Below are 12156 nucleotides of genomic sequence, written 5' to 3'. Positions count from 1 at the left end.
TAAAGTGGAGAGGGGAAATCACCAGACCTTCTTCGTTACACAAAAGCGTCACTGCTTTACCCCCTGCTCTTGATGGGACACGTTAGTATCACTTAATATATATTCTGAATATTATTAATTAAAAGATAATAGGAGGAATATAAATGAAAGAAAAACGCTTAAAAGCCGAAGAACTTGTAAACGATTTTTTTCCTGTTAGGGATGTCGACTATATCGAAATTTTCACAGGTAATGCGAAGCAAGCCTGTCATTTTTTCTGTACAGCATTCGGGTTTAAGCCGGTAGCTTACTCAGGTCTTGAAACGGGAAATCGTGAAACCGTTTCCTTTGTCCTCCAGCAAAGAAATATCCGTTTAGTCCTCACAGGATCCTATAAAGAAGATACTCGTACGGCTCAATTTGTAAAAAATCATGGTGACGGTGTTAAAGATGTTGCACTACTAGTTGATGATGTTGATAAGGCATATAGTGCTGCAGTAGAGCGTGGCGGCATTGCCCTCGTACCTCCGTTTGAGCTAAAGGATGAGAAGGGGACCATTAAAAAAGCAGTTCTCGGTACATATGGAGATACTATCCATACGTTAGTAGAACGCAAGAATTACAAAGGTGTTTTTATGCCTAGCTATCAGCCATATTCCGTTTACCTTCCGATTGAGGATGCAGGATTAATTGGTATTGATCATGTGGTCGGTAATGTGGAGCGTATGGAAGAATGGGTAGAATATTATTCTAAAGTAATGGGATTCGTAGAGATGAAGCATTTTACAGATAAGGATATTACGACCGAGTATTCCGCGTTAATGTCGAAGGTTATGCATAATGGAGGAAGAATCAAGTTCCCAATTAACGAACCTGCTGAAGGGAAACGCAAATCACAAATTCAAGAGTATTTAGAATTCTATAATGGTCCTGGTGTACAGCACCTCGCGATTCTTACGGAGGATATTGTCTCAACTGTATCCACCTTGAAAAAGAATGGAGTAGAGTTTTTAAATACACCAAGCACCTATTACGAGGATTTAGGGCAGCGAATCGGCAAAATTGATGAAGAAATTGAGAAGCTACGTGAATTAAACATTTTAGTTGATCGTGATGATGAGGGCTACTTGCTGCAAATATTCACTAAGCCAATCGTCGATAGACCTACATTATTCATCGAGATTATACAGCGTAAAGGTGCACGAGGATTTGGTGAAGGTAACTTTAAGGCATTATTTGAATCGATCGAAAGAGAACAGGCCCGAAGAGGAAACTTATAAGGGGCAGGAGTAAGTACAAAAGGAAAAAGGGGGAGGTTTCTCCCTTTTTTCAAGAGTTTAAAGGAAAGAGGTGTAAAGAATGGAAGTGTCACCAGACTCACTTGAATGGAGAGACGCATATAAGCTTCTAATTGGCTCTATTTTGCCACGTCCGATAGCATTTGTGTCAACCATGGACGAAAACGGAAACGCCAATGCTGCTCCTTTTAGTTTCTTTACTGCCATATGCGCGGACCCTATGCTCATCTGTTTTTCACCAATGAGAAGGGGGAGGGATGGCGCAAAAAAAGATACTCTCATGAATATAGAAAAAACAAAGGAATTTGTCATCAATATCGTCAGTGAAAACATGGCGAAGCAGATGAATGATTGTGCCATAGAATTTCCTCCTGAAGTGGATGAGCTGGACGAAGCAGGTTTAACAAAAGAACCTAGTCTTAAGGTGAAGGTCCCTCGCATAAAGGAATCACTTGTACATTTGGAGTGTGAGCTCTATCAAGTGTTGGATTTTGGTGACAAGCCGGGCGCAGGGAGTCTAGTAATTGGTAAAGTTTTAAATATTCATGTTGAAGATGAATTATTTCAGAATGGGAGAATTGATACAGCAAAACTGCAGCCTATTGGCAGAATGGCAGGGAATACTTATACCAATCCATTAGGGAAAACGTTCGATATTATTAGGAAATAGGAAACTAGGTGACTATATGAGATTTGTAACCTTTGAAAAAAGTGATGGAAATATAAGGTCTGGAGTGCTGTTAGATTCTGACTTGGTTATAGATATGCATGAAGCTACGAACGGAAAACTGCCAGGAAATATGATCGAATATCTTGAGTATAGTGAAAGTAATTTGAAAAGAACCGAGGGTCTTTTACAGTTATCCTTAGGTGATAGAGGTGTGTATGCACAAAATGAAATTAGGTTATTGGCCCCACTGCCACACCCAAAAAGTTTCCGTGATTTCTATGCATTTGAACAGCATGTGAAGTCTGCCAGAGAGAACAGGGGTCTGAAAATGATTCCGGAATGGTATCAAATTCCTGTTTTTTATTTTTCAAATCATCTGGCGATTATGGGTCCTGAGGACAAGATTATGAAGCCTATTGATTGTGATTGGCTGGATTATGAGCTTGAAGTTGCTTGCATTATTGGAAAGCAGGGGAGAAATATCACTGCTGAAGAAGCAGAAGATTATGTTTTTGGTTATTGTATTCTTAATGACTGGAGCGCACGGGATCTTCAAAGAAAGGAAATGAAGGTAGGATTAGGTCCAGCAAAGGGAAAGGATTTTGCAACCTCAATAGGACCATGGATTGTTACCAAGGACGAGATGGCACCATTTAGATCGGGTAAAGGTTTTGACATAAATATGAAGGCTAGGATTAATGGGATTCTACTTTCTGAAGGAAATATGAAAGATATCTACTATTCTTTCGGTGAAATGATTGAGAGGGCCTCAGCGGGCGTTACTCTCTATCCAGGGGAGATGATAGGATCTGGTACAGTCGGGACCGGATGTATCCTTGAACTCGGTACAGAGGTCCATCGCTGGCTTCAGCCAGGTGACGTTGTTGAATTAGAGATTGATAAACTAGGGGTGTTAAAAAATCCCATTATTGAAACGAGGTGAAATCATGTATTACCGGCAAATGGGCAGGATTCCTCATAAACGCCATACCATGTTTAAAAAAGACGATGGAAGTCTCTTTCGTGAGCAGGTAATGGGTACACGCGGCTTTTCAGGGACTCAATCGATTCTCTATCACCAACATATGCCAACAGATGTACGGAGAGCAGAGTTGATTAGGCGCTACCTGCCAGAATATGAGGAACAAACATCGTTAAAGCACCGTCTATTTTTAACAAACAAAACTGTAAAAAAAGGCGATGCTCTTGAAGCAAGAGAATATATTTTAGGAAATCAAGATTTATTAATCGGCACAGCTTCTGTAAATCAATCAATGAAAAGCTATTACCGCAATGGTGATGGAGATGAAATGATATTTGTGCACTACGGCTCAGGTAAACTTGAGACCATGTTTGGGACCTTATCTTATCGAGCAGGCGATTATCTAATAATCCCTATTGGTACCATTTACCGATTGATTCCAGATAAGAAGGAAAATACAAAGTTACTGTTCATAGAATCCTTCAGCCAAATTACAACGCCAAGAAGGTATCGAAATGAATATGGACAAATGCTTGAGCACAGTCCATTCTGTGAACGCGATTTTCGTGGACCCGAAATACTCGAGACCTTTGATGAAAAAGGTGAGTTTGAAATTGTAACAAAATCAAGGGGAACGCTTCATTCACATATAGTAGGTCATCATCCTTTCGACGTCGTCGGTTGGGATGGATACCTCTACCCTTGGGCGCTTAATGTGGAGGATTTTGAACCAATAACGGGAAGAGTTCATCAGCCGCCTCCCGTTCATCAAACCTTCGAAGGGAATAATTTTGTCGTTTGTTCGTTTGTTCCTAGAATGTTTGATTATCATCCAGAAGCCATACCCGCTCCGTATTATCATAGTAATGTAAATAGTGACGAACTTCTTTACTATGTTAAAGGAAATTTCATGAGCCGCAAAGGGGTGCAGTTGGAGTCGATAACTCTACATCCAAGCGGTATACCACATGGTCCGCATCCCGGAAAGACAGAAGCTAGTATTGGAAAAAAAGAAACATTGGAACTAGCAGTAATGATTGATACTTTCCATCCGCTTAAAGTTGTTGAATCAGCAAATTTAATAGAGGACCCAGATTATATGTTTTCATGGGTGGAAAAATAACAATCATTTATTTAGAACAATCCAATAATAAAAAATTGGGTTGTTTTTTGTTAGATAAAAATAATAAGATAAGCATTATATAAATAGTAAGTGATAGTATGGTTATGTAGACTTTTACATAGGAGGTGAAAATCATGAATTTTGAAACTGTTCAATCGAAATTAAAAAATCATACACCCAACATTTTAGGAAGTGGTAAATTCTCAAAATATTCAATAATGGTACCACTTATCCAAAAAGAGGATGGGATTCACGTTTTGTTTGAGGTACGTTCCCTCCAGCTTCGGAGGCAGCCCGGTGAAATTTGTTTCCCAGGGGGCAGAATTGACCCGGAGGATATAGATGAGAAAAATGCAGCAATTAGGGAAACAATTGAAGAATTAGGAATAAACAGAGAAAACTTATCGGAGGTATATCCACTTGACTTCATGATTTCCCCTTTTGGAATGATGATTTATCCTTTTGCAGCAATTATTAAAGAACCAGAAAAGATACAGCCCAATGCTGCAGAAGTAGGAGAAATTTTTACAGTACCTTTAACGTATTTTATTGAAAATGATCCGGATATTTATCATATAAATTTTAAGGTGGAGCCAGAGGAAAACTTTCCGTTTGATTTAATTGTTGGTGGTGAGAATTACAATTGGCGGACTCGCGCAATCGATGAATACTTTTATCTTTATGAAGAGAAGGCGATTTGGGGGCTTACAGCAAAAATCCTTTCCCATTTTATCGATATATTAAACCAGTGAAAATTATCCCAATGGATAATTTTCACTGGTTTTTGTCCTTCTCAGAAATACAAATGTCTTTTAGAGGAAGAAAAAAACACTTGATTATTTTCTGAATAGGATTAAAATTAAGATTATACTTTTTGGGATAGGTGATGTTGTGATGAAGGTAGTAAAGTTTGGTGGATCCTCTTTAGCGTCAGGAGAACAAGTCGAAAAAGTTTTTCGGATTGTGATGTCCGATACTGAGCGGAAAGTAGTGGTTGTTTCTGCTCCTGGAAAGAGGTTTGCTGGAGATGAGAAGGTAACGGACTTGTTGATTGAGTGCGCTGAGTTATGTTTGCAAGATAGCAATCCAGAGGAAAAGTTAAACGCCGTTATTTCCAGGTATGCCTCCATTGCAGCAGAGTTAGCTCTCCCTAATGAGATAATTAGTGAAATACATCACGATTTATCAGAGAGATTAAATGGAGACCGCAGTAAGCCAGACCGCTTTATGGATCTTATAAAAGCAAGCGGAGAGGATAATAATGCGAAATTAGTAGCGGCATACTTTAGGGAGCAGGGCGTAGAGGCAACGTATATAAATCCAAGGGAAGCAGGTTTGCTTGTAAGTGATGAACCAGGTAATGCACAGGTACTACCAGAATCGTATGAGAAGTTATACTCATTACGTAAAATTCCAGGAATCATCATTTTTCCAGGATTTTTCGGCTATAGCAAACAAGGTGAAGTTTTTACGTTCTCACGAAGTGGTTCCGATATAACTGGTTCGATTTTAGCCAACGGGATTAAAGCGACTCTATATGAGAATTTTACGGATGTGGACGCTGTATTTTCTGTTAATCCAAATCTTGTATATAATCCCAAGGAAATAAAAGAGTTAACCTACCGCGAAATGCGAGAATTATCTTATGCAGGATTTTCAGTGCTTCATGACGAGGCACTTGTACCGGCTTTTCGTGCAGGTATCCCTGTGCAGATTAAGAACACGAATAATCCAGTTGCACCAGGAACACGAATTGTGTATTCACGTGATAATACGAATGGACCTGTCGTAGGAATAGCGAGTGACAAAGGGTTCTGCAGCATTTACGTTAGCAAATACTTAATGAATAGAGAAATTGGGTTTGGGCGAAAGCTTTTGAGTATTTTGGAAGAGTATGGATTGTCATATGAACACACACCTTCGGGGATTGATGATGTATCTGTCATTCTGAGAGAAGCTCAGCTTGACCCTGACATGGAAAATGAAATTATCTGGAGAATAGAGTCAGAGTTACATGCTGACGAGGTAAGAGTCCAGCATAGCCTTTCACTGATTATGGTGGTAGGTGAAGGAATGCGCCGGAATGTCGGAACAATGGCACGCGCATCTAAAGCGTTAGCGAAGGTAGAAGTGAATATTGAAATGATTAACCAAGGTTCATCTGAGGTTAGTATGATGTTCGGTGTAAAACAAGTGGATGAAAAAAGAGCCGTTCAAGCTCTATACGATGAGTTTTTTGCGGCAGTACCCGTATAAAATGGAGAAAGCAGCTCTAAATTAAATTTTAGACTGCTTTTTTTTGTTGTAGATTTGTTCCTTGCTTCAGTTTTTATCATATATCGCTGTTAATCCAACTATATCATCGTACAGAAATCGATTATGATAACTGAGGACGATGATGACTTTTCCTTAATTTAATTTTTGTTCGTACCCCAGCCCAGACGGCAATGATAAGCCCGCCTCCTGTATCAGAGATTAAATCAACCATGGTATCGTCGTTACCCCCGCCTTGCAACGTCATATTGAAAAATTGATCAGAGCTAAACTCATAGATTTCCCATATCACACCGCCTAAAGCGGCAAAGGATAAGGTGAAAAGGAAGATGATCCAAGGGGATATTTCCACCTCAGCATCTCGATGAACCAATCGTTCATACAGTGCAATTCCAGAAAACGCAAGAATGGCACCACTAAGGAAATGTAGGAAGGTATCCCACCAGCCAAGGCTATACCACCCCCGGATAGATCCGAAATATTGTGATCCAACCAAGAAAAGTAAATAGGAAATAACAATGGGTAAATTGAACTGGAGCTTTGTGAATAGGGCTAAGAGAAATGGAACAGCTCCACAAAACATTCCGCCGATGGCAACGGTTGATTTAAAAGATTCGCCTTCCGAGCGATAATGAAAAAATAGGATAGCCATAAATGCAATATAGAGAATACTTAGTAAAAGGACAAGCTTTCGATTCATTCATTTCACCTCAGGTAGAATGCGGATATTAAGATTATAACCATTTCTTGGCTACCTCACCCAAAATTTTCAAAAAGAAAGAAAAGGGAACTGGAGATTCTTTTCTATGTTTGTCTTCCAATTCGCTTCGACACTATTTTTAGCGTATAGTGTAAATATAAAATATCATGGACGCAGTTTCGTGGAGGAATATATGCAGAGGGCACAAATACCAACTTATGAGCGGATAGCAATTGATTTAGCAAATCGCATTTACGATGGGAAATTTAAAGTAGGGGAAAAAATTCACGGGAGATCGACATTGGCAAGTGAATATAAGGTTTCACCAGAGACGGTGAGAAGAGCAATCAAGATATTAGAAGATGTGGAGATTGTTAAATCGACAAAAGGCAGCGGGATTGTCATTTCCTCGCGGGAGAATGCCTATAAATATATTCATCGATTTTCGAATTTGGCGAGTATTAAGGATCTTGAAAAAGAGATAAACTCTCTTATAGTTGAGAGAGAGAAAATTGATGAGCAGCTATTTGATTCTGTTCGAAAAATCATGGATTATTCAACAAAGCTTCGGCATACCAATCCATTAGCACCGATTGAGGTAGAGGTATTGCCCGGCTGTGTACATATTGGTCAAACGATTTCAGAGGTGAAATTTTGGCAAAACACTGGGGGCACAGTTATTGGAATGAAGAGACAAGGTGAATTGATAATCTCCCCAGGGCCATATGCACTGATTTTAGAGGGGGATGTACTTCTTATTATTGGTGATGATGAAACTTATGAGAGAGTTGTCCATTTTATGGAGGATTAAAAAAAGCCGGCAGCGCCGGCTTTTTTCTACAATAACCCTTCTTCTTTTAGGAAATCTGTCGCCACTTTTCTTGGTGATTGCTTGAGGCTGTCAACTTTGTAATTAAGTGCTCTCATTTTATCATCAGTAAGTTTGCCAGCAAGGGAATTAAGTGCTTCTTTAAGTTCTGGATATTCCTTTAATGTCTCTTCTTTCACAATTGGTACTGCATAATAAGGAGGGAAGAAGTTTTTATCGTCCTCTAACACTTTCAGTCCAAATTCCTCAATTAATCCGTCCGTAGAAAAGGCATCGATAACATCACTTTTATGATTGTCAAGAGCGGTGTAACGCAATCCTCCGTCTACTGCCTTAACTTCTTTAAAGTTTAAATTATAGTTTTTTGAAAGTCCAATTAATCCATCTTCTCGATTTGGAAATTCGATGGTTGGCCCCATAATCATTGTTTCACTTACTTTAGCAAGGTCTGATATAGTGTTTAAATTGTATTGTTGGGCCGTATCTTGACGTACCGCCAATGCATAGGTGTTATTGAATCCAAGTGGTTTTAACATATCAATTCCATATTTATTTTTAAATTCTTTTTTTACATAATCATACACCTGATCTGGGTCGCTTTGTGGGCTTTGATTAAGAATATTTACAAGACCCGTTCCTGTGTATTCAACATACATATCTACATCACCATTTTTAATTGCACTAAATGCTACCTGTGAGCCGCCTAGATTCATTTTTCTTTCTACTTCAATATCTGTCTTGCCTTCTACTAAATCGGCCATCATATGACCTAAAATCAGCTGTTCACTGTAATTTTTAGAACCAATCACAATTTTATCCCCAGCGCTTGCTTTTGAATAAATGGTGAAAGCTCCGACAGCTACTACAAAAATACAAGCAGCAGCGATTACCAAACGCTTTCCATTTTTACTAGTTTTCGTTGCTGATTTTCGCTTATTCGTATATGAAAATGATGTTTCAAGTTTACCAACCACAAAGTCAATCAGCAGGGCAAGTATACATGCAGGGATAGCTCCGGCGAGAATCATATAATTGTCAACGGTTTGTACACCAGAGAACACAAGGTAACCAAGACCGCCTGCACCAACAAATGCTGCGATCGTCATCAAACCGACAGCCGTTACGGCTGAAATTCTGATACCCGCCATAATCATCGGAAAGGCTAGCGGCAGCTGAACCTTTTTCATCGTTTGACTCTTGGTCAGACCGATACCTTTGGCGGCTTCCAGAATGTCTGCGTCAATATTTGTTAATCCTGTATAGGTGTTTTTTACGATTGGAAGCAGGGAATAAAGAACCACCATGACTATGGCAGGCGTACTTCCAATACCAATAAAGGGTATTAAGAATCCTAGTAAGGCTAAACTTGGTACTGCCTGAATGACGTTCGTTGTACCGATGATTGGCTTTGAAAGCTTTGGTTCTCTTGAAATTAAAATGCCAAGCGGAATACCTATAATAACTGCTATTAAGACGGAAATAATACTCAAATAAATATGTTGACCTAATAAATTAATAATCTGTTCATAGTTCGAACTTAAATAATTATAAAAATCACCCATTAAAAGGCCACCTCCAAATCAATTAGTTGGCTGCTTAAAGCCGATAAAATACTGCTTCTCGTGATGAGTCCAGTTAATTGCTTCGAATGATTGATAACCGGCACATAGCCAATTTTATGTTCATTCATCGTTGCCAGAATGGAAATTAAGTTATGATCCTCGGAAACAGCTAGAACATTTTTCTCCATAACACTATCAATCTCCGAATTACGGTTTAGTAATTGGATTCCTTTTAAGGTTACCAAACCTATTAATATATTATTTTTGTCCGTCACCATTAAGCTGTCGACCTTATTCGCTTTCATGATTTCGATTGCCTGTAATACGGTTCGCTTCGTAGTGATTTTTACAGGGTTAGGTATCATAATATCTTCAGCCATTAGTAATTCAGGGTTATTCCAAACTCGTCGTTTCCCGATAAATCCTTCGACAAATTCATTTGCTGGATTCTTGAGAATATTTTCAGGGGTGTCAAATTGTAGAATATCACCATCTTTTAAAATACAAATCTTATCCGCTATTTTAATCGCTTCGTCCATATCGTGGGTGACGAAAATGATGGTTTTGTTAAGCTCCTTTTGCATTTGAACAAGTTCGTCTTGAAGTGAGTTCCTTGTCACAGGGTCCAATGCACTAAAGGGCTCATCCATTAAGATAATATCTGAATCCGTTGAAAAGGCTCTTGCTACCCCGACCCTTTGCTGTTGACCACCACTTAATTCCTTTGGAAATCGGTCTAAATATTCAGCAGGGTTTAATCCAACTACCTGGAGTAGTTCCTCTGTTTTTTTAGCAATTTTAGCGGGGTCTTCACCTTTAAGTTTTGGGATTAATTCCAAATTCTCTCTAATCGACATATGAGGGAAGAGACCGGTATTTTGAATGACGTAGCCGATATTTCTTCTTAGCTCGATGGCATCTATTCTGGAAATATCATTACCATTAACAAAAATCTTACCTGCAGATGGCTGGATTAATTTGTTGATCATTTTCAGTAATGTGGTTTTTCCGCATCCGCTGGGTCCGATAAAAACAACTAATTGACCTGCGTCGATATCAATAGAGAAGGGCTTAATAATCGTTTTATTTCTGTATTTCTTGACTATGTTTTTAAACTCAATCAAAGTCATTCCTCCTTAGAAAAAATCATTGTACGTAATTTTCAACAACCTAATGTTAACATAGAAGTTGTTGATTTGTCGAATACTTGTTCTTTCCGAAGCTCACTTTGTTGCAAAAAAGTAGTGGAGTGTAAAAATTTTCAGAATATAAAGAAAGGTGTTAAAATGGTAATAAAATAGGCAAATTGGATGAAATGAGGGGAAGTAAATTGGTGTTTTTAAAAGAAAAACTTAATATGAAATTTTTCCTCTTCATTGGGTTGGCATTCGTTTTATTACAAATACCGATAATTGGTGATTATTTTAGAATCATAAATACGGTGATCCATGAATCTGGTCACGCATTTATGGCTTTATTTGGGGGTAATATAGAGTCGATTTCATTGTACATGAATGCAGACGGAATAACACATGGAACAGAATCGATTTGGATTATCAATTTTATTACTTGTGCGGCAGGGTATACAATCGCTTCGTTAATCGCATTTGTATCGTTTTGGTTAATTAAAATGAAAAAAAATATACTTTTTATCGATATGCTATTAGGAGTCATCGTAATAAATTTGATAGTTTGGGTGCGTAACCCATATGGTTTATTTTGGCTCGCATCGTTCGGACTTTTGTTTCTAGGATTACTTATTAAAGGAAGTAAAGAGGTAATCCACAATATAGTGTTGTTAATTGCTTCTGTATTATTAGTGGAATCTGTCAGTACAGCATATGATATCTTCGTCATCAGTTTGATTCAGCCGCATGCAGCAGGAGACGCAACCAACTTATCACAATTAACGGGGTTTATTCCAGCTCAAGGATGGGGGATTTTCTTCTTTGCCCAATCAATTTTTTTCATTTTTCTAAGTTTTATAAAGGGCTTATTCCGCTTAGGAGAGGGTGTAATACAGCATAATTATCCGCTGGATGGAACAAAAGAATACTAACCAAAAAGCCCGCCGGATTGAACCGCCCCCAACTTATTAGACACTAAACTAATAATGGAGGTGCAGTTCAGATTGGCGAGCATTCTCTACATTAATAGTAATAAGAAAATGGATAGAACATAGGATAGATTAATGTGAAAAAATGACTTTAATTATATTTATAAAGGAGAGGGCTATAATGGATATCCTTGATATCATAAAAAGCCGCAGGAATATTAAAAAGTTCAAATCTGAAGCTGTTCAACTAGACTTAATCTATTCCTGGCTGGAGGCAGCTACAATGGCTCCAAATCACCGAATGACTGAACCGTGGGAAATGTACTTTATAGGTCAAGATACAAGGGCAAAACTGAATCATAAGACGAATTTTGGGAATGCACCTGTACTAATGGCTGTATTATCCAAACATGGAGCAACCTTAGTTGAAAAAGAGGAAAACGCGTTAGCAACAGCTTGTTTTGTGCAAAACTTTAATTTAGCAGCCTGGTCTGAAGGGGTAGGAACATTCTGGTCATCAATTGGAATAACAGCAAAAAACCGCCAAGTTCTAGGAGTTCCTGACAATTATGACCTCATTGGTGTAATCGGAATTGGGTATCCCGAGATTGTACCAGACCCAAAACCAAGAACATCAATCCAGAATAAAATAACAAATTTACCTTAGAAAAAAGACAACCGAC

At 38.5% G+C, this 12156-nt stretch carries 12 protein-coding genes; 9 read left to right on the top strand and 3 right to left on the bottom strand.

Translation table 11 applies throughout. From position 1 onward, the window contains the following. The first annotated feature begins 143 nt into the window (after nucleotides 1-143). From hppD to BANA01_RS20435, 6 genes are all read left to right on the top strand, one after another. Nucleotides 144-1259, top strand: coding sequence for a 4-hydroxyphenylpyruvate dioxygenase (gene hppD / locus BANA01_RS20460; RefSeq protein WP_034675941.1), 1116 nt, complete (start codon nucleotides 144-146; stop codon nucleotides 1257-1259). A 79-nt stretch (nucleotides 1260-1338) separates the two neighbouring features. Then, complete coding sequence (locus BANA01_RS20455) at nucleotides 1339-1947, top strand: flavin reductase family protein (RefSeq protein WP_034675938.1); 609 nt, start codon at nucleotides 1339-1341, stop codon at nucleotides 1945-1947. A gap of 16 nt (nucleotides 1948-1963) precedes the next feature. Continuing rightward, nucleotides 1964-2890 (top strand): fumarylacetoacetate hydrolase family protein, encoded by a 927-nt coding sequence (locus tag BANA01_RS20450; RefSeq protein ID WP_034675937.1) that lies wholly within the window; start codon nucleotides 1964-1966, stop codon nucleotides 2888-2890. 4 nt (nucleotides 2891-2894) lie between these two features. Continuing rightward, on the top strand, nucleotides 2895-4052 hold the full coding sequence (locus tag BANA01_RS20445) for a homogentisate 1,2-dioxygenase (RefSeq protein WP_034675935.1): 1158 nt from the start codon (nucleotides 2895-2897) through the stop codon (nucleotides 4050-4052). 134 nt (nucleotides 4053-4186) lie between these two features. Continuing rightward, nucleotides 4187-4804 (top strand): NUDIX hydrolase, encoded by a 618-nt coding sequence (locus tag BANA01_RS20440; RefSeq protein ID WP_034675932.1) that lies wholly within the window; start codon nucleotides 4187-4189, stop codon nucleotides 4802-4804. A gap of 142 nt (nucleotides 4805-4946) precedes the next feature. Then, complete coding sequence (locus BANA01_RS20435; protein WP_034675930.1) at nucleotides 4947-6308, top strand: aspartate kinase; 1362 nt, start codon at nucleotides 4947-4949, stop codon at nucleotides 6306-6308. 121 nt (nucleotides 6309-6429) lie between these two features. Here the strand turns inward: BANA01_RS20435 and BANA01_RS20430 are convergent, their stop codons facing one another. Further along, nucleotides 6430-7026 carry a DUF2238 domain-containing protein gene (locus BANA01_RS20430; RefSeq protein ID WP_034675928.1) on the bottom strand — a complete coding sequence of 199 codons (597 nt, stop codon included), beginning with the start codon at nucleotides 7024-7026 and terminating at the stop codon, nucleotides 6430-6432. A gap of 193 nt (nucleotides 7027-7219) precedes the next feature. On the opposite strand from BANA01_RS20430, the gene BANA01_RS20425 reads away from it, so the two are divergent. Continuing rightward, on the top strand, nucleotides 7220-7837 hold the full coding sequence (locus tag BANA01_RS20425) for a GntR family transcriptional regulator (RefSeq protein WP_034675926.1): 618 nt from the start codon (nucleotides 7220-7222) through the stop codon (nucleotides 7835-7837). A 26-nt stretch (nucleotides 7838-7863) separates the two neighbouring features. On the opposite strand, the gene BANA01_RS20420 is transcribed toward BANA01_RS20425, so the two are convergent. Both BANA01_RS20420 and BANA01_RS20415 read right to left on the bottom strand, forming a co-directional pair. Then, nucleotides 7864-9417, bottom strand: a complete 1554-nt coding sequence (locus BANA01_RS20420; RefSeq protein WP_034675924.1) for an ABC transporter permease/substrate-binding protein — start codon at nucleotides 9415-9417, stop codon at nucleotides 7864-7866. Then, complete coding sequence (locus tag BANA01_RS20415; protein ID WP_235847193.1) at nucleotides 9417-10547, bottom strand: ABC transporter ATP-binding protein; 1131 nt, start codon at nucleotides 10545-10547, stop codon at nucleotides 9417-9419. Before BANA01_RS20415 ends, BANA01_RS20420 begins: the two co-directional genes overlap by 1 nt. A 203-nt stretch (nucleotides 10548-10750) precedes the next feature. On the opposite strand from BANA01_RS20415, the gene BANA01_RS20410 reads away from it, so the two are divergent. Continuing rightward, on the top strand, nucleotides 10751-11476 hold the full coding sequence (locus BANA01_RS20410) for a M50 family metallopeptidase (RefSeq protein WP_235847194.1): 726 nt from the start codon (nucleotides 10751-10753) through the stop codon (nucleotides 11474-11476). A gap of 178 nt (nucleotides 11477-11654) precedes the next feature. Further along, on the top strand, nucleotides 11655-12140 hold the full coding sequence (locus BANA01_RS20405; protein WP_063254484.1) for a nitroreductase family protein: 486 nt from the start codon (nucleotides 11655-11657) through the stop codon (nucleotides 12138-12140). Nucleotides 12141-12156 lie beyond the last annotated feature (16 nt).

It is taken from the genome of Neobacillus niacini NBRC 15566 (assembly GCF_001591505.1).
Classification (GTDB): domain Bacteria; phylum Bacillota; class Bacilli; order Bacillales; family Cytobacillaceae; genus Neobacillus; species Neobacillus niacini.
This window is presented reverse-complemented; position numbering and strand designations above follow the sequence as displayed.

Bases quoted from the DNA above. Each gene is read 5' to 3' on its own strand.
- BANA01_RS20440 (WP_034675932.1), top strand. From the start codon at position 4,187: ATGAATTTTGAAACTGTTCAATCGAAATTAAAAAATCATACACCCAAC.
- BANA01_RS20435 (WP_034675930.1), top strand. From the start codon at position 4,947: ATGAAGGTAGTAAAGTTTGGTGGATCCTCTTTAGCGTCAGGAGAACAA.
- BANA01_RS20420 (WP_034675924.1), bottom strand. From the start codon at position 9,417: ATGGGTGATTTTTATAATTATTTAAGTTCGAACTATGAACAGATTATT.
- BANA01_RS20425 (WP_034675926.1), top strand. From the start codon at position 7,220: ATGCAGAGGGCACAAATACCAACTTATGAGCGGATAGCAATTGATTTA.
- BANA01_RS20445 (WP_034675935.1), top strand. From the start codon at position 2,895: ATGTATTACCGGCAAATGGGCAGGATTCCTCATAAACGCCATACCATG.
- BANA01_RS20450 (WP_034675937.1), top strand. From the start codon at position 1,964: ATGAGATTTGTAACCTTTGAAAAAAGTGATGGAAATATAAGGTCTGGA.
- BANA01_RS20405 (WP_063254484.1), top strand. From the start codon at position 11,655: ATGGATATCCTTGATATCATAAAAAGCCGCAGGAATATTAAAAAGTTC.
- hppD (WP_034675941.1), top strand. From the start codon at position 144: ATGAAAGAAAAACGCTTAAAAGCCGAAGAACTTGTAAACGATTTTTTT.
- BANA01_RS20430 (WP_034675928.1), bottom strand. From the start codon at position 7,026: ATGAATCGAAAGCTTGTCCTTTTACTAAGTATTCTCTATATTGCATTT.
- BANA01_RS20415 (WP_235847193.1), bottom strand. From the start codon at position 10,547: ATGACTTTGATTGAGTTTAAAAACATAGTCAAGAAATACAGAAATAAA.
- BANA01_RS20455 (WP_034675938.1), top strand. From the start codon at position 1,339: ATGGAAGTGTCACCAGACTCACTTGAATGGAGAGACGCATATAAGCTT.